The 17401-nt window shown below is 43.7% G+C and carries 15 protein-coding genes; 6 read left to right on the top strand and 9 right to left on the bottom strand.

The features are described 5' to 3' along the window. Positions 1–6: 6 nt before the first annotated feature. From G6047_RS00905 to G6047_RS00885, 5 genes are all read right to left on the bottom strand, one after another. On the bottom strand, positions 7–2094 hold the full coding sequence (locus tag G6047_RS00905; protein ID WP_169525513.1) for a YCF48-related protein: 2088 nt from the start codon (positions 2092–2094) through the stop codon (positions 7–9). 103 nt (positions 2095–2197) lie between these two features. Then, positions 2198–4267: a CotH kinase family protein gene (locus G6047_RS00900; protein ID WP_169525511.1), complete on the bottom strand. Its 2070-nt coding sequence runs from the start codon at positions 4265–4267 to the stop codon at positions 2198–2200. 89 nt (positions 4268–4356) lie between these two features. Then, entirely contained in the window at positions 4357–7125 is a 2769-nt protein-coding gene (locus tag G6047_RS00895; RefSeq protein ID WP_169525509.1) for a GAF domain-containing protein, read from the bottom strand. Positions 7126–7410: 285 nt separating this feature from the next. Then, the gene (locus G6047_RS00890; RefSeq protein WP_169525507.1) at positions 7411–7875 is read right to left on the bottom strand and encodes a response regulator; all 465 of its coding nucleotides are present in this window, start codon (positions 7873–7875) and stop codon (positions 7411–7413) included. Positions 7876–7972: 97 nt separating this feature from the next. Then, positions 7973–8464 carry a very short patch repair endonuclease gene (locus G6047_RS00885; RefSeq protein WP_169525538.1) on the bottom strand — a complete coding sequence of 164 codons (492 nt, stop codon included), beginning with the start codon at positions 8462–8464 and terminating at the stop codon, positions 7973–7975. Positions 8465–8637: 173 nt separating this feature from the next. Here G6047_RS00885 and G6047_RS00880 point away from each other — a divergent pair, with 173 nt between their 5' ends. After that, positions 8638–9477 (top strand): Cfr10I/Bse634I family restriction endonuclease, encoded by an 840-nt coding sequence (locus tag G6047_RS00880; protein ID WP_169525505.1) that lies wholly within the window; start codon positions 8638–8640, stop codon positions 9475–9477. On the opposite strand, the gene G6047_RS00875 is transcribed toward G6047_RS00880, so the two are convergent. Then, entirely contained in the window at positions 9419–10678 is a 1260-nt protein-coding gene (locus G6047_RS00875; protein WP_169525503.1) for a DNA cytosine methyltransferase, read from the bottom strand. The genes G6047_RS00880 and G6047_RS00875 overlap by 59 nt on opposite strands. Positions 10679–10681: 3 nt before the next feature. Beyond that, positions 10682–10954 (bottom strand): DUF6471 domain-containing protein, encoded by a 273-nt coding sequence (locus tag G6047_RS16960; RefSeq protein WP_394352483.1) that lies wholly within the window; start codon positions 10952–10954, stop codon positions 10682–10684. A 262-nt stretch (positions 10955–11216) separates the two neighbouring features. Here G6047_RS16960 and G6047_RS00870 point away from each other — a divergent pair, with 262 nt between their 5' ends. Next, on the top strand, positions 11217–11405 hold the full coding sequence (locus G6047_RS00870) for a hypothetical protein (RefSeq protein WP_169525501.1): 189 nt from the start codon (positions 11217–11219) through the stop codon (positions 11403–11405). A 124-nt stretch (positions 11406–11529) separates the two neighbouring features. On the opposite strand, the gene G6047_RS00865 is transcribed toward G6047_RS00870, so the two are convergent. Next, the gene (locus tag G6047_RS00865; protein ID WP_169525500.1) at positions 11530–11796 is read right to left on the bottom strand and encodes a hypothetical protein; all 267 of its coding nucleotides are present in this window, start codon (positions 11794–11796) and stop codon (positions 11530–11532) included. Between G6047_RS00865 and G6047_RS00860 the strand changes: the two genes are divergently transcribed. The 4 genes from G6047_RS00860 to G6047_RS00845 all read left to right on the top strand — a co-directional run bounded on the left by G6047_RS00860 (position 11787) and on the right by G6047_RS00845 (position 16798). Next, positions 11787–12428: a DUF6266 family protein gene (locus tag G6047_RS00860; RefSeq protein ID WP_169525498.1), complete on the top strand. Its 642-nt coding sequence runs from the start codon at positions 11787–11789 to the stop codon at positions 12426–12428. The two genes, G6047_RS00865 and G6047_RS00860, sit on opposite strands and share 10 nt — an antisense overlap. 244 nt (positions 12429–12672) lie before the next feature. After that, entirely contained in the window at positions 12673–14088 is a 1416-nt protein-coding gene (locus G6047_RS00855; protein WP_169525496.1) for a S1 family peptidase, read from the top strand. A 2-nt stretch (positions 14089–14090) separates the two neighbouring features. Then, positions 14091–16082 carry a coiled-coil domain-containing protein gene (locus G6047_RS00850; protein WP_169525494.1) on the top strand — a complete coding sequence of 664 codons (1992 nt, stop codon included), beginning with the start codon at positions 14091–14093 and terminating at the stop codon, positions 16080–16082. A gap of 8 nt (positions 16083–16090) precedes the next feature. Next, positions 16091–16798, top strand: coding sequence for a hypothetical protein (locus G6047_RS00845; RefSeq protein WP_169525492.1), 708 nt, complete (start codon positions 16091–16093; stop codon positions 16796–16798). Between the two features lie 150 nt (positions 16799–16948). On the opposite strand, the gene G6047_RS00840 is transcribed toward G6047_RS00845, so the two are convergent. After that, positions 16949–17305, bottom strand: a complete 357-nt coding sequence (locus G6047_RS00840) for a T9SS type A sorting domain-containing protein (RefSeq protein ID WP_169525490.1) — start codon at positions 17303–17305, stop codon at positions 16949–16951. Positions 17306–17401 lie beyond the last annotated feature (96 nt).

Here is a 17401-nt window from a genome sequence, read left to right as displayed (position 1 = left end):
GATTTCTCAATGGTCTCTGATTATGAATTTCTTTGAGAAAGTCCTGCCATCCTGTGTCTCAGACTTCAATGTATAATGGCCTGCGGACAAGGATGATACGTCAAGTGTAAATTCCTGCCATTGCCCGTCTGTAGAAATGAGTAGCCTTCCACACATATCGTACACCTTTATATCTTTAAAATTACTGTCTGTGCTGCTGCCTATATGGAGCATTGAAAAAGCAGGATTTGGATATAAGACAAAACTTTCGCCGGAAACAGGTATATTATCTTCCACACCAAGAATACCGATATCGGAACGCATAATGACACCATTGACACCTGAAACGAACATATCGTAACCATGATGCATAATGCTTCTGATGCCATTCATGTTCAGCACACTTTCCCATGTTTCCCCATTGTCTGTTGAGCGACGGAGATTTCCGTTATAACTGTCGCTGGCAAAAACCACGTTCTCGTCGATTACTTTTATACGTTCATAATGGCCGTAGGGAACAGTGACCTGATCCCAGTTCCCGCCTCCGTCAGATGTTTTGAACATTATGGCATTGTCCCCGGAAAAATAGCCATGGTCTTCATCGGAAAAATCAAAATCCACCATACTTTCATCCGTAGAGAAAATTTCGACCCATGTTATTCCTGCATCCGTGGTCTTGTAGATCTTATCTAAACTGAAGCCTGTATTTTTTGCATATCCGACAGTCGGGCTCACAAACTTGATCTTTCCGAACCGCAACGTATTTACCTGTGTCCAGTTCATTCCCCCATTGGTAGTCCGCCACGTTGACGGTTGGTTGAAACCTCCGCTTACAACGCCCGTGCTTGCATCCACAAAATCAAGGCAATACAAATTGTCATGAAAAGTAGGGCTGAGCTGCGGCAGGATAGTCCATGTATTGCCTCCGTTGATTGTTTTATATACCGTTTTATTATCAGCCGAAGTTCCCGTCTCGCCACCGCCGACCGCATAGCCGATTTGTGGGCTTATAAACACAAAGTCCCTTGTATTCGCTCCTACTTGGGGTGGCCCCACGGAATTCCATGTATCCCCATTATCAACTGTCCTGAAAAAAGAATTACCAACAAGGGCCAGAGCCGTTTCAGAGTCGGTAAATACTGTTTTGGAAATATCGTTATATGTAGGGGAATACGCCTGCCAGGAGCTTCCTCCGTTTTCGGTTTTGAGAATCATCCCTTTCAGACCTGCTATAAAACCGGTATTTTCATCAGCGAAATGCACAGCGTACATATCGGTTCCATAGTAATATCCGTTCTGGAAAAAAATATTGTTCCAGGTTATGCCCCCATCTTCGGTTTTATAAACGGCTCCAAGTTCGCCACAGGCATATCCATGAAGTTCGTCTACAAATGAGAAACAATTGATTGCCATGTCGGTTCCTGTGATTTCCGTCCAGGTTTCGCCTCCATCCGTGGTTCTGTACAAATCGTCGAATTGCCTTGAGGCAAATCCGAGGTTTTCGTTGACAAAATAGGCTGTGATATAATCTGCCGGAAAATAATTTACGCTTACCTTGACTACCCATGTTTGGCCGGAATCGGTCGTTTTGAGGACAGTTCCTCCGGAACCGAACGCCAGGCCTGTAGACTCACTGACGAATACCGTTTTATTTATCTGCTCCCATGTGCTTGAAATTTGATGAAAAACCCATGTCGTACCTCCGTCTTCCGACATATAAACACCAAGCGCCCCGCTTATCATTATATGCTGGTCATCAATAATGGTCACGGAGTTAAGGTTCATTGTGGTCCCAATGTTCATGGGTTGCCAATTCTGGCCATTGTCCGTTGTCTTGTATACCAGGCCGAAAGTTCCGACTATAAAGCCCAATCCGTTTTTAATTTTGATCAGTGATGCCCCATAGAGAGGCTGCTTTACCGACCATGTAATTCCTGCATCTTGTGTTTCAAGTATCTGGTAGCCGTTTACGATATATCCATGAGATGCCGACACAAATTCCATCGAGAGATTATTCCGGTAGGAAGGTTTTGGATTCAGTAATTCCCAGTTATATTGGCCAAAGGATAGCGATACCCAAAAAAGCAGAATAAAAAGGAAGTAGTTATATTTCATTGGCCAGATGTTATTATGGCTGCAAATAAAAGCAAAATCCTTTTCATAGAGCTCTGGCCCTCAAATATAATACAGTCATTATGGCCAGATGACAAGGATACTGTCAATGAAGAATGCTTACTTTTAAGCTTTTACAAGTATTTTTCGTCAAGATTCTGCAAACGTAAATCCCATCTGCAACACCGGACACATTCATTTCTCCTGAATTTGTGACTGACACCTTCAAAACAGATTTACCCGTTAGGTCGAATAATTCCACGCGTTCAGGTTGAATACCGTTCGTGGCCTTGAACGTCAGGATTGTATTTGCAGGATTCGGGTAAGCGACAACGCCATAATCCGGATTTGCAGCCGAAGCAACCGAAAGCTCGCAATTTTCAGCCGATCCCGGAATATTTGCATCAAGCCACGCCAGACGCAACGCAATCCAGTTCTTGAATTGGTTTATCTGTCCGCCGAATGTTGCCGGGTCCTGCTCTACTTCGGGCGTTCCCGTATTGATTCCGAGATTGCCCCATTTTTCAAAATGTCTTACCTGGGCTACTGAAAGTTCATCGGCAACGTTATTTATAAAAGCATCCACTTCGGCATCGGATAAAAACGAAGCCCGGAACGTTTCCCAACGGCAGCGAAGCCGGTTCGCGAATGCCGGATCCTGCAGCAGGCGGATATACCATCCGTTTGAATTCACATCTGGTGAGCAATCATTAATCAGGTGCGCCCAGCCGGAACCATCGGTAGCTTCAAAGATGGAACAGCTCCAGATGTCTTTCCATGCCCAGTCGAAATCCCAGACCGGCCCGGCTTTTAGCTTACTGTTTTCGGTCGCGCTGACATCCTTGTCTTTGCTGAAAAACCAGCTTTTGCGGAAACCGTCAATGTTTCGCGCCAGTTCATTCACAATAAAGTAATCGACGAATGAATCCACATCGAGGTATTTGCTATAACCGTTAGCCGGATCGGTAAAATCTTCACCGTATAAAGCCGTCTCCATCGTGTCGATATATTGCTGGATGTAGGATTTCTGGGCATCGGTGATGTCTTCCGGCTTGGGGTATTCATACACGAGGCGCACGTCAAGATCCGGATGATCGAGCGGATGGTAATTGAGCTGCCAGCTGTCTTCCCATGTCCAGTAATCGCTTTTGAGGATGTATCCGCCCGTGGCATTGATACCCGTATTTTCGGTCGTTTCAAGCTTTGCGATATCCACACGGTCATTGTCGCGCTTTATTTTTTCCATCAGCAGGTAAATACCCTGATAGCTTCCGTTGAGGATAACCTCGCAATACCGGCTTCTTGCGGCGTAATTCCCCATCTGCTCAAACAGGCTGTAGGCCAGCTTGTTCCTCATGAATACTTTGTCGTTATAATTCGCGATAAGGCACCAGTCATGTTCACTTGGCATCCCGAGCAACCCCACATTGAGTTCCTCACCGGCCGCATCCCTCGTCTCGAAATTATATGGCTTTTGCGGAAGTCCCTGAGAGTAATTTCCCCTGAGTTCAATACCGATATTCCCGCTGAATCCGTTCTGTGCATCGGTAAGATGGTTCATCTGATCTGGTCCGTTGTCTATGATTCCCATAAGTGCATCAATCTTGGGCTCGTCCGGAATCGCTACCCCATTCGTATTGATGATGACGATGGGCAGATTGGACGAAGTGAAAACAAAAGGCGTCGCGGCACCCGTCCCGAACGTGATACTCCAGCTGTTGACCGAACCGGTATCTGCAAATGCATAGGTATCGAGTATCTGAAGCGTCCAAACCCCATTCCCCGATTGCCCGTTGTTTTGGTTACCTAAAGTTTCCTGCGGCTTAAACACACCCGTATACGGCGCCCAGCCCGTGTTTATCGAGGCCTCTGCCGACTGACTCAGGCACGTACCGGTGAAATTGTCCTCTCCGCCACCTAATGCCGAAAACAGGTTGATGTCTGTACCATCTGGCGAAATCAGGTGGACGTTCAAATCGGAATCCCAGGTGTGGGTGATATCCACGCAAACCGTAACCAGGCCGTAATCTGACGTAAGCGGTCCCGACAATCCGGAAATCGTAGCGGTGTAATTATTCAGGGTGGCATCGTCTGAAATCGGGCCGGTCGTACCGTTGAAGGTCTGGGCCTGAAAGATGGCGGTAACAAGGAGTAAAAGGAGGTAGATTTTCTTCATGGTATATCTTCGGCGCCAGGCATTTGTTTGAAGTTGGAAAAGTAACAAAAAAGTAACACCATAGAAACACAACGTATTGAAATCGGTTATCAGACTTCCTTTTTGTTGCTGTCACTTGTTTTCCCGGTTTGTTCACGGATCCAATCGTTATCCATGCCTTCAAAAATAGTCCGGTACCGTTCTTCGCTTTCGCGCAATGCGGCTTCTGCCTTTGCCCTTTCTACTGCCGACCAGATCCTTTCCGCGACTTCACTGACGATTTCCACCTCGGCTGTCGTCCATATCCGCGGAACGTTTTCCTGTACACTTAGCCCACCTACATATATTCCATCCTTGATCAAAGGAACGATGAGGAATGAAATGAGCTCGATGGAAACATATGATTCAATGGCTTCAGCCGATATATCCGGAAAGGCTTTGATATTATCTACCTGAAGGATATGGCCTTTTTCGAGATTCGAAAAAACCAGTTCGTGGTAGTCACTGAGCCTATGCCTTCCTACAACGCTGGGTGCCGAGGGATCGCGGTGGAAATCCCTTTCAAGTACGTAGGTCCAGCCTCCGTCTTCCCACACGGCATCGAGATAAAAGGCACGTCCCACGTCCAAATGTTCCCCAAGCAGGCGCATGGCGACTTCCTGTATCTCAAACGGATCCGACAACGGACGCAATTCATCGCTGAATGTAAGCAGGAAGTCCTGCCGTCGCTGCAGGTTCTTGCGTTCGGTAATATCGTCGAATATAACATTGATGAGCCTGCTGCCTGCAGTTCCTACCCGTGACGCATGGATACTGAACCATTTATGCAGCCTTTTTGAAAAGAATTCTATCCGTTCCGAATGTCCTGTGGCCGCCACCCGTTCGTACAATTGCAGCCAGGCAGGCTTGACAAGCCCGAGTTCACTAATGCGTTTGCCGACCGAATCTTTAAGCCGGGTAAGTTTTTCCATAACGGAATTGACCTCGAGATGAACGAAATCGACCACCTTTCCCGAATCGTCATATTCCAGTTCCAGAAGCGCATAACCCTCTTTCATCTTTTCAGCCAATGTGCGATACCGTTGTTCGCTTTCACGCAAGGCTTCTTCGGCCTCGAATCGCTTTACTGCCGCCCACATACGCTCCGCGGTTTCTTTTATGATGATGAGTTCAGATTCGGTCCAATTTTTAGGCGTATCGTGGTGGATGATGAAAAAAAGAATCGGTTGGTCTTTTACCACATAGGGAATTACCACATAGGAACGTATATCGAACAATTCATAAGGTTCGCGATCCGGCTCAGGGATAACGTCATGCACATCGCTTACCACAATCGTATTTCCTTCATAAGTGTTTTGCCCCCTTGGCAGATATTGCGTCGCCAGTATCGGTTGTGACGGAAAGGGCCTGTCAGGGGCATATTGCCCTTTCAAGACATAAAACTCCGTGCCTTCGGTAAAAATGCTTTCGACATACAATACGCGCATCATACCCAAATGTTGGCCCAATATCCTGCATGCCGTTTCCTTAACTCCCGGCGATGTGGTTTGTCCGGTCAATGCATCGCTTAGCTTCAATAGGTACTCCCTATGTATTTCACTGATTTTCCGTGTCGTTATATCTTCAAAAACCGCATTGATAAGCAGGCTGCCTTTTCCACCGACCCTGGATAACTGCACACAGAACCAACGGTTGAGATTTTCTGCGAAATAGTCTATTTTTTCCGATTTTCCCGTGGCAGCCACCTGCTGGTAAAACGGCTTCCAATAAGGTTCCGTGGGGGCCAGCTGTCCCAGGTTCCTGCCGATGACTCCTTTGAGCCCGTCCCATTTTTCCTCGTCGGGACTCCCTGCAAGATACAGGTAATCGTGGATCTCGCCCAAATCATCATATATGAGTTCCAGCAACCCATAGCCCTGATCCAATGTTTCAAAAAGGGTCCGGTACTGTTCTTCGCTCTGGCGTGTTCCTTCTTCTGTCTGGCATCGTTGTATCGCGGCCCAGGCTCTTTCGGCCGTTTCCTGTATCATGTTGAGTTCGGAGTCTTTCCATTGCCGAGGCTTAAGGTCGTGCACGCTGAAAAGGATCGCGGGCTTTCCGTTCTTTATTAACGGAAAGGAAACGAAGGAACGTATCAGGTATTGGGTAAAGAACAGTCTGTCCAATCTTGGGATTTGCCTGAGTATGTCCCTGATGATGAATAGGTTTCCATTGAAGAAATGCGACATGGAATACAAGTAATCATCAATAAGGACCGGATCCGGTGTAAAGGCCAGCTTTGTACCGTATTGGCCCGTAACCTGGAAATAATCGCGGCCGTTTATGCGCGTCCTTTCCGCAAATACGGCCCGCATGGCCTGTAATTGGGTGGCGAGCATACGACAGGCGGTATCTTTTATGGCTTCCGGCGTCTTCTGGAGCGTAAGCGCATCGGAAAGACGAACCAAAAAAGCGTCTTTCTGTCTTTCTTCTATCAGGAAAAATTCGGTCTCCTTCCGGTCCTGGATATCGATAAGCATCCCCGTCCATTTCGCGATCGCAGTACCTGAATCGAATACTGGAATTCCCTTGGCATTAACCCATTTATAAGCCGTGTCTGCCTTATGAAACAAACGAAACTGCAGGTCTATGGGCTGTCCGCTTTCCATACACCTGCGCCAAAGCGTCACGGCTAATGTACGGTCGTCTTCGTGAATGGCCTCCAGCCACCCGAAATGCTTCCATTGGTCAAACGACTGCCCCGTGAACTTACGCCAGGCGGGACTGTCCACCAAAAATGCCCCGTTGGGCGCGGCTTCCCACAAGGCGAGCGTATAAAACCGAAGCAGGCCTGAATGGCTGTCGGGTGATGCGTCCGATCCGGATTTGTCCCTTTTCATAAAAACAGGGGTATTGCGGACAGGTCCGGATCGACTCCGTTTACAGCCGTAAACGTGAGCATAACGGGATATTGGGTCTTAAGCATAAGTTACCGTCTACAGGTGGCGTAGGTCACTTAAAGATATTAAAAAAATATTGCGCTTGCGAATTTATTCCATCCAATCCATCACCAATTGCGAACAATATGAAAAATATGAAACTCAAAATATTCGCAAACCGGATAGGTAAAATACCTTATACCGGATAAATAGCCATGAGAAAATATTTTAGGGTAGTAAACAAGTTTACTGCCCTTGGGTCGTAAGCAGGAACCGGCTTTTACTTACCGGCCACACATATTCCGTTTGGCAAATCTCTACAAGCGTTTCAATCAGTTGTCGTATCCCTTCCGGCCCCGACGGCTTTACGGCATAAAAATGGGCGCCTGCATTGCGACACATCTCGATCATCTCCGGACTTGAAGTGGTAGACAACATAACAAGGCGCGTAAACGTACTCACGTGCGGCAGAATCCTGACATGCCGTAAACACCCGAGCCCATCCAAGATGGGCATGTTCAAATCTATAAGCAGGATGCGCGGATAGTTGCGCGTGGTATTGAGCCTGCGGATGAGTTCCATGCTTGAGGAGAACTGTTCCAGGTTGACCTGAGGTGCGTATTCGGAAATAAAATCGGCGTAGATGGAAAGATCGTCGGGGTCGTCGTCGACGTGGTACCAAGTAAAGAAGTCGGGGTTTGGGAATGACATTGTGATTTTTTTTGTCGCCCAAAGTTAGGGTGGTGTTTGGGGGTGGTGTTATATGTTGACGGTTTGGGGTTGTAGGATTTTGAGTGTGAAAAACCTGCTACTGCTTTTTATCAGGCTCTGCCGCTATGGTTATGGTTTCGTGTGAAAGTTCCGGATACCAAGTCAACTTTACCGTGGTATTTTTCGCAGGCAAGTGTTTTTCAATGGTTTCGACGACGTGGTCTAGATTTTTTTTGATGTCGTTAGACCAGAAGCGAAGAACGGTCCAGCCTTGTTTGGCCAGTTCTTCATTGACTTCTTTGTCACGTTCTATATTGCGTTTGATTTTCTTTTCCCAGAACTCCGCATTGTTGACCGGCTTCTTTTTGGTTTCGAAGTCTTTGCCGTGGAAGAATTCGCTGTCGACGAAGATGGCCAATTTGTGTTTTTTGAATGTGAGGTCGGGTTTGCCGAAGACTTTTTTGTTGTTTTTTCGGTAGCGGTGGTTGCGGTGGTAGAGGGTTCTCATCAATAAACGCTCTTCTTTACTGCCGGAACTTTTAACGGCTTGCATATTTAAAGAGCGTTGTTCAGACGAAAAACTTTCCATTTTATCAATCTTTAAATCAATCATTTCCTTTAAATGTAAATCTGGCAAATACTGTTTTAAATATTTTGGTTACGATTTTACTTTGAAGATTTAAAACTTGCAGTCACATTGAAAGCAATAAAAAATATTGCATCTTGCATAGGTGTTTCTACAAAAATACTTTTAAAATAATTATGCCATATATTAAAATAGAAAAAGGGAAGAATCAAGTAGTTAAGGATTTAGCATTTTACCATCTGCTTGAAGGAAAACTTCCAATTTTGGATAAACGATTTGATGACCTATTTGACGAATTCGATAATACGATTAGATTACGCGCAACAATATCACGAGAGTCACTAAGTAATGTCCATGGTGATTGGTACGAGTGGCTCTTAGCTTTAGCAGCTTGGAATTATTTTTGCAATAACCCCGAAGCCAATCTTTGTTTTCTATTGCCCAATATTAGCCAGTTTGATGTTAGCCAACTTTATAATGACGAACTGAATTCTTTAATAAAGGATTTAAGAAAAAAAGTTCGAGACTCATCAAATGTAAATTTGATAACATCGAATCCGGACTTTGCCATTATAGAGAATAAATTGGCGAGGCAAATATTGAGTGATACTAATCCAATAACTGACTTTACATTAGATTCCTTACAATTCTTAGCAACTCTATATTCTAACTTCATTTATCAATGCGACTTTTTTAACCTTATCGGATTCTGCTCGGTAAAAACATCCCTTCGTCCTGATCGAAGATTACAAATGTCTCATGAAGGAAGTTTGATGAAAGCTATATATACTCATTTACAAACTCGAAACTGGGTATTAAGTCCCCCGGGGTTAAAATATTTTGGTATTAGCCGGCACGTGAGTCCGGCAGACAGAAATGCTTTAAAAACTGTTGCTACACATTCCATAACTATAGTGTCAAGTATACCTCAAGCCGCCGTTGACGAAATTTATGAAATCAATTCACTTCAAGAAGCGGAGACAGTTTTTCAACAGATTTTAAGTCCGACGAAATGATCTGTTTTAAAATTGCTCTGCCAAGTGCTTGAGCCAATAAAGGAGGTACAGCATTTCCAATTTGTTTTCCACCACTAACTAAGGTAATTTTATCGCGTCCTTTACTCTTAAATTCCCAATTCTTCGGGAAAGATTGTAGTGTTGCCATTTCAATTGTTGAAAGTCCTCTGTTTTCATTTGGATGGATATACATTCCTTTTGAAGGGTTATAAGCTGCCGTTCTAATAGTTACCGATGGTAAGTCTTCCACAATCCTTCCAAAAGTATCATTACCCTGATGCTTTCCCGTTTTCCAGCAGTTAGGGCGCATTTCCATAGGCAATACTTTAAAATTTTGGCCTTGACTTATTAACTTCATTCTTTCAGTCACAGTTTCTGAAATATTCATCAAAGCATAATCATTTCGGCTATTTTGAGCAGGGGTAATTTTCTTAAATGCATCTTTTACACTCACCCATCTTTTAAAAGACATTACAGGTGATTTATCAAAATGCTTAGTAAAAAAATTAAAGTGATCCAAGCTTTCGAAATGTGTGGGCATGGGAAATGCTGGTTTGTCCACACCTTTAATTCCTATTAAGAAAAATCTTTCCCTACGTTGAGGAACCCCATAATTCGCCGCATTTAGTATTCCATACGAAATTCCATAACCCAATCCCTTAAACTTATCAACCATGTAATTTATAACATCATTATGTTTATTTTGGGTGATGCCGACTACATTTTCAAAAATAAAAGCCCTAGGATTAATACCTTTCACAAAACGAACAAATTCCAAAAATAAATCGCCATTTTTTTCATCATTTTTACCTAATTTTTTTCCTATATTGCTAAAAGGTTGACAAGGAGCCCCGCCGACCACAAGTGACACTTCCTTTCTTTCCAAATTTGCCAATTTCAGAAGTTCCTCCACTTCTATTTCTCTTACATCACCTGGAACACGAGTTTTTACTTCTCCCTGTGTAATTTTGACTGATTCCTCAAACAATTTCCAATTAGGACGGTTATACCTAAGGGTTTCCCTACAATCTGTATCATACTCAATACATACTGCAGTTTCAAATCCACAATTTTCAAGGCCGATATCAAGTCCACCTGCCCCAGTAAATAAACTCACCACAGGAAGTTCAGAATCGGAACCAGATTTGAAAGTTTGGATATCGATAAAGTGTGTCTGGGTTTTTAAATTTTTATAAACCATCTATTAAGCATTTGATTTGTATTCTATTGACGGCTCTGCAGCAATAGTCAAATAATCAACTTCAGTAACCAAACTTTTGCATCCTATTGCGTTTAGACATTGGAGTAGAAAAGCGGCACTGAAAGTTCCCCGACTTATCTTGCTTTCCACACTTGCCTTAGTTTCTGTAACACCAATAGCTTCCAGCTTTTTGACTAATTGGTCGTTTGATATTCCGCGCCTAACCAGTTCGGATTTCAAATATCTTTTGGCCTGTCTGTTCCAATTTACTTGCATAAATCAACCTTTACCGGCAAATATGACAATTAAAATTATAAATTCACCGGCAGCTTATAAAAGTTTTCAACATTATTGGAAATACCTTTATAAATACATAGTTAAATTGGATGTCTATAAAGCTAAAATAAGTAATTGCCAAAATTCTGGTTGAAGTTTTTTAATTCAATTCTTTTAAATTAAAAAAACGGATGTTGGATAATAAATCTCCACAATCACAATAAATTATCCAATTAATCAGTTATCCCCCTAAACCCACCCAATGAAACGCCTAATCCTCTACACCAAAGACATCCAGCAACTTACCGGCCGCAGCGAGCGCCATTGTCGCGATTTGTACAAACGGATTTTGTCGCTCAACGGAAAGGAATCCCCTGCCCCGCTTACGGTGTATGACTTTAGTGCGTATTCGGGTATTCCGGTGAATGCGGTATTGGAGCGCATCAATTAGAATCTTTAAATCATATTGGAATCCGTCGGTGAACCCGGCGGATTTTTTTTGGCTATATGCGGCGTATGGCTTCTCACCGAGACACTTTGTGACGCGTGGCGCCCGTCTTTCTTTTACCGTTGCTTTACTCTCGCTTTACTTTTACCCTATTTTTCGCATAGCGGCCCGCCGTGAGTTTATCCAAAAGTGAAACAAGAGTAAAGCGAAAGTAAAACAAGAGTAAAACGAAACCTGCAAAAAGCGGCAAAATCGGCAGGATCCGGCAAATAGCGGCAGGGTTCGGCACGAAACGGCAATAGGCGGCAAACGCATCGGGCTTTTCCAACCATTTGGGACTGGGATTTCTCTTACTATCAGTATTAATTTTTAAATTTTTAAAAAATGGGAACATTTGAAAAAGGGATTCTCGGCCCCTTCTCAGGAAAAGTCGGAACGGTAGTAGGAGCCAACTGGAGAGGCTTGAATGTGATGCGCAGCCTTCCGCGCAAAAGTAGCCAGGAGGCGACGCTGGCCCAAAAGATCGTACGTGAAAAATTCAGCCTTGTGGTGCGGTTCCTCAAGCCGTTGCGCCCGATCGTTTCGGCGTATTACGGGCATGAGGCAGGCGAACTTTCGCGTTACAACCTCGCGACCGCCTATCATATCAATGAGGCGATCGTTGGGACGTATCCGGATTTGACCCTCGATTACAATTTGGTCATCATCTCCAGCGGGGAACTGCTCAACGTGGAAAACCCTGCCATGGCAACCCAACCGAATGCCGAACTCGCCTTTACGTGGACGGACAATTCAGGACAGACACAGGCCAATGCCTCGGACGGTTTTGTAGTAGTCGTCTATAATCAGACCATCCGCAAATCGGAATACCGCGACCTTGCCGCCTTGCGGAGCGCTGGCTCGTTCACCTTTAATTTACCCAATTCATGGATTGGCGATACCGTGCATGCGTGGGTGGCGATGGCTACTTCGGACAGGCTCAAATATTCGAGCAGTGTGTATTTGGGTCAGGCGGTGTTGGCGTGAACTGACTTTTTTTGAAGAAAGCCTGTTGGAAACGACAGGCTTTTTTCATATCCGATCTATTAGTCACTATTCCCCATAGAATGGATATTCTCACCATTATACAAATCCTCTAAGATTTCGGGCCGTTAATCATTTCAAGTAAAAAACTGAAAATCACTACTATTAGGTATTGTGTGGTTATTTGAACAACGTTATTTTTATTTTCTAAAACACACGATATATGGCCGCCGAAACTTCCGTTGATATGCTCCAACAGACAATCCAGCTTGTAACCATCTTATTCCTTATGAGTATGGTCAGCGAAAGAGTCGCTGATTTTCTTAAACATTATTTGTGTGGGAGCCCTGTATTCAGAATTGGGGATACCATCACCAAATATCCTGAGGACGATTCGAAAGAAAAGGCCAGGACTTATCGTATCCTGAAGATAAATGTATGGTGTGGCATCATAACAGCTACAATTCTTAAGGCCGACCTCCTGGGTATGCTATACAACATGACCGAGCCAGGAAAGACCTTGGGTTGGACCAATTTAGATGCCTATGTGAAGCCAGAGGAAGCTACATGGCTTTTCAACTATAACTATCTTTTGCTGGCATTGGGTATTGCATTTACCGGATGCTTTATAAGTTTTGGTTCTAAGTTCTGGCATGACCTTCTCGATTTGTTATATGAAATAAAAAATACAAAGCGGGTATTGGCCGATCCCGAAACGTATCGTGTGGATAACATGAAGTCTCTTCAAACGATATTCAAAACCTATCAGTCAGATTTCATTAAGATAGCTTTTACAGAAGCCAGGTCAAAACTAATGATGCTGGAAACGGTGAAGGCCGTCGGTATTCGCAGAAACGATGCAGGCTATTATTTTGAGGTAACCGTAAGTGGTACTTCAGAATATATAGAACCATTCTATCAATACCTGCTCGATGACGGCACCCCTCAGAATATTCCGATAAAAATAAGTGTGTTGAACGTCGCCGAAAAAATACGGGCCTATTCGATAAACCTTTCTGAAAAAATATTCGATTTAAGCCAACCAGCCGATTATGGCACGCTTGGAGTACTTGTGAAGCCTTTGGATGATACTTCAAAAAAACGTTTTATCCTGACGTGTTGCCACAATCTTTTCGACAACCTCAATGCGCTTCCCTATTCCAATACAAACAAATTAAAAGTGGGAAGCATGGAAAACAGTTTGCCTGTCGGTATTGGGTATGTCAGTACCGCCAAAATAGACCATGAAATAGACGCCGCCCTTATAGAATTGGATGAATCTTCCGTAAAAATAATCAACACTATCCCAAAACTCGGACCGCCCAAAAAAGCCAGAAAGCTTGTGGAAAGTGATTATAAGACAGCTCGTGTATTCGTGTATGGGGCCACCACGGGCCCTGAAATAAAAAATGCTGTCGAGGGTGTGGTAACGAGTATTTGTGAAGATGTAAAAATCTGGTATGGCAATAATGAGTTTACCATAGTCAATACCATTATGGTACAGGGAAAAAAAAGGCAGTTTTCCCAACCCGGTGATTCAGGAGCCTGTGTCCTCGATGACCAGAATAATGTGGTCGGGCTAATCGTCGGCGGAAGAAGTACGGCAAGTTACATCTTGCCTATAGAAACCTTATTATTAAAACTTAAAGTACAACTCGCTTAAATATGAAACTAAAATTACTTTTATTCAGCACGTTAATCCTTTCGGGATCCTGTTTTTCGCAGATAATCAACATTACCGATTTTACCGAAACACACAGTAACAAATTCAGTGATGGCAATGAAGATATCACAAAGGAAAAGCTTGACCACGATTTTACCATTCAGATCACAGATGTGAGCAAAGTCGATTCGGTGCAAATAAAGAATGTCGCCGGAAATTTCTATACCCCTGACGTAGATACCACTCTACAGACCGAATTGAGCAAACGATTCAACGTTTCTGGTGCGGTAGTGGAGAACGACAGTATTTTCACCATAAACCTGTTTAAAGGCGGTAATACAAAAACCGTAACGATTAAAGTGGCAGTGTCAGGTGCGAATATAACCGAAGATACGACGAAAAATGGTCCCTGTACGCTAACCTTTCCTAAACCAGATTGTACCCAACTATTAGATTTCGATCACAATTTTGGAGAAGATGTCAGGTTTTATGATAAGCGCCGAATTACCTATGTATATGATTTTAGCCCAAAAGATCCCAATAAAAGAGGCTTTTTCAAAATCACGCGAATAGATGACAAAGCGACTGCAGGCAATTATAAATTGCATACGGAAAGCGTGAATTTCAATACCGAGTCACTATGTCCCAAGGACAATGTAAAAGTCAAAATTGTCAACGTCAACCGTTTTATGTATGATGTATCCATTGCAGATACTCTTATTAGCTATGACAGCGAGCCTTCCGCCTTATTTTCTAAAATGTTTATCGGAGACGATTCCATTTTGGGAAATTTAATTACAAACTATGAAAAGAACATAATACAAAAAACTGGTGCCGTAGAAAACGACCCGAGAAACACCCTGAACGAAAAACTTAGTTGTTTTATACATAAATATAATCAACTGCGGAATAAGATACTCGAGGCGTACGACCCTTGTGCAACCTTTCCCTGCTGCTTTTCTGTTCAATATACAGACCTGGCGGACAGCCTCGTTGAAATAAGGTCCGACGCAGCTGCGGCACAGGCAAAGCTAGACCTGTTGAAAGAGAAAAGTAAAGCAGCTCAGCAGGAAATAGACACTTGTGAAAAAAATGAAAGCACTCTGAAAGAAAACACGGCCCAGCTTGAAAAATTAAATAATCTTGCCAAGGCCGAAAAAGATGCAAAAGCAGATGAAATAAAAAAACTGGAGGCGGCCATTATCAAATTAAAGGATAAAGCCGCGGATTGTTCCAAAAACAAAGACGAATACCTCAAAAAAATAGCTGAAGCCACTACCGTGGCAACTGAATTTGCCGGTGTAAACTCCATTTTATCAAGTCTGCCATCAGACAGTGAACTAAAAAGCATGATTGTTTTCCTCAGGAACATGGTACTTGAAAATCAAATGTATTCTCTCGACTATGTGCCTCTAAACGGGAACCTACTCGAACTGAAAATACAGATTGACTCTAAGGATAGTGTGTTCAACCAATTTTCGCTCCCACCGTACAAGCCGAAAGAGCCTGCGACAATTGAAATTCCTATTCTCAAACCATTTGTAAGTTTCAGTTCAGGTTCTTTTGTAGCCATCGGAAAAAACCTCCAGAACAAAACCTATAAATGGATTGAAGCCGGAAATAGTTTTGTATTGGCCGAAAATGGGTATACCGAAAGGCCAGTTGGATTCGCCGCATTGGGAAATGTGGAATTCAAGATTTCCCGCAGTACAGGTTTTGGGCCTTCTTTCGGTGTAGGCCTTACCATAGAAGACGAACCCCGGCTTTCTTATTTGGGAGGGTTATCTTTTTTCTTTGGGGAGTCTCGCCAGTTTACCTTAACCGGTGGATATATCGGTATGCAGGTTGACCATCTGGACAATGACTTTGAAAGCATGTTTGACCAACAGACTTTATCAGGCACCAAAACATCCATAGAATACCACAAAGAATTCAAAGTGGGTGCCTTTATCTCGTTAACCTACACTCCATTCAAACAACTCAGAAATAAATAATTATTCCTATGAAACGTATCAGATTCTATTTTATACTTATTGTTGCGGTAGCATTGACACATTGTAGCGATGAGCCTGGCAATCTAACAGATGCCCCGATTATTTCCAATACGCTGGCATTAAATGTGGTTGTTGAAAACGTGCCCGCTGACTTTTACACCTATGCAGAAATAGATGTAACGACGGATGGCTTATCCGGAATAGGGGTTCCAATCACATTTTTTACGGACAAAGGTGTTTTTTCCAACAACAGCGATACTTACACATTAACAATTACGGAAGGTCAGTCCGCTAAAATTTTTCTAAAAAGTAGAAAAGCCGAGTTAACCAGAGTTACTGCTTCACAGAACGGAAATGTTTTGACGGATGCTTATATTACCTTTACGAATTCATATCCGGAACAAATACTTGTTGATACCGAAACAAATGTATTGCAGGCATTGTACACTTCGCATTTGTCTATGAGTGCTGAGCTTGTAAAACTCAACGGATTTCCTTCTGACGGCCAGATTGTGCACTATTATGACTCGATACCTACCGCGCAAGGGGGAAGCGTTGGAACATTTTTAAACAGAACACCTTCCAATCAAGAAGGTGTTTCAACAGCAGATTATTTTATACAAGATACTACGTATCATGGATTCGTTTACCTGAAGGCAAAAGTAATTACAGATTCTCAACCTGTAATTGGCTTAGGATTGATTTACATAGAATGAAACGAAAATCACAGTAGATTCATAGAAACTTTTAGGAATGTGGGCTATCGGGCCAGTACTCATTATTTCTAATTTGCATGATAGCGTTTACTTTTAAAGCCCCGACTTGCGTCGGGGCTTAATTGTTAATCGATACTTATTAATTGTCAATTACCGTTTGATCACACGCAGCGTCTTCACGTTGCTTCCCTGTGTCAGCACGATGTTGTAGACACCGCTCGGGTATTTCTCCCCGAACTGGGCCAGTTCGATCCGGCTGGCTTCGAAGGATCTTTCCTCAAGCAGTTTACCGATCATGTCATACACACGTACCTGCACGGCTTCCTCCGAAGTGGAATCCAGGTCGAGCGAGAAGCTCTCCGCATACGGATTCGGGAACACCGTGGCGTCGAAACGCTGTGCAATCACTTCCGGCTGTTGTGTCCCGTCCTGGCGCAATACCCCCGGAGCGTACACGAAACAGGCCTCACCGAACGGTGAATGGTAACCCGTGGTCCTCACGGCCACGCGCACCATGTACTTGCCACCCGGTATGTAACCCGGCACCATGCTGAAGTTGAAGTAGGACAGGGTACGGTCCACGATCTGCGAGGAGACCGGGTT

It is taken from the genome of Flavobacterium silvaticum (genome assembly GCF_012911565.1).
In the GTDB taxonomy this organism is placed as follows: Bacteria; Bacteroidota; Bacteroidia; order Flavobacteriales; family Flavobacteriaceae; genus Flavobacterium; species Flavobacterium silvaticum.
The sequence above is the reverse complement of the archived record's forward strand: the minus strand, read 5'-3'. Positions and strand labels throughout refer to the sequence as shown.

Bases quoted from the DNA above. Each gene is read 5' to 3' on its own strand.
- G6047_RS00875 (WP_169525503.1), bottom strand. From the start codon at position 10,678: ATGGTTTATAAAAATTTAAAAACCCAGACACACTTTATCGATATCCAA.
- G6047_RS00860 (WP_169525498.1), top strand. From the start codon at position 11,787: ATGGGAACATTTGAAAAAGGGATTCTCGGCCCCTTCTCAGGAAAAGTC.
- G6047_RS00900 (WP_169525511.1), bottom strand. From the start codon at position 4,267: ATGAAGAAAATCTACCTCCTTTTACTCCTTGTTACCGCCATCTTTCAG.
- G6047_RS00885 (WP_169525538.1), bottom strand. From the start codon at position 8,464: ATGGAAAGTTTTTCGTCTGAACAACGCTCTTTAAATATGCAAGCCGTT.
- G6047_RS00880 (WP_169525505.1), top strand. From the start codon at position 8,638: ATGCCATATATTAAAATAGAAAAAGGGAAGAATCAAGTAGTTAAGGAT.
- G6047_RS00865 (WP_169525500.1), bottom strand. From the start codon at position 11,796: ATGTTCCCATTTTTTAAAAATTTAAAAATTAATACTGATAGTAAGAGA.
- G6047_RS00855 (WP_169525496.1), top strand. From the start codon at position 12,673: ATGCTCCAACAGACAATCCAGCTTGTAACCATCTTATTCCTTATGAGT.
- G6047_RS00845 (WP_169525492.1), top strand. From the start codon at position 16,091: ATGAAACGTATCAGATTCTATTTTATACTTATTGTTGCGGTAGCATTG.
- G6047_RS00890 (WP_169525507.1), bottom strand. From the start codon at position 7,875: ATGTCATTCCCAAACCCCGACTTCTTTACTTGGTACCACGTCGACGAC.
- G6047_RS16960 (WP_394352483.1), bottom strand. From the start codon at position 10,954: ATGCAAGTAAATTGGAACAGACAGGCCAAAAGATATTTGAAATCCGAA.
- G6047_RS00850 (WP_169525494.1), top strand. From the start codon at position 14,091: ATGAAACTAAAATTACTTTTATTCAGCACGTTAATCCTTTCGGGATCC.
- G6047_RS00905 (WP_169525513.1), bottom strand. From the start codon at position 2,094: ATGAAATATAACTACTTCCTTTTTATTCTGCTTTTTTGGGTATCGCTA.
- G6047_RS00895 (WP_169525509.1), bottom strand. From the start codon at position 7,125: ATGAAAAGGGACAAATCCGGATCGGACGCATCACCCGACAGCCATTCA.
- G6047_RS00870 (WP_169525501.1), top strand. From the start codon at position 11,217: ATGAAACGCCTAATCCTCTACACCAAAGACATCCAGCAACTTACCGGC.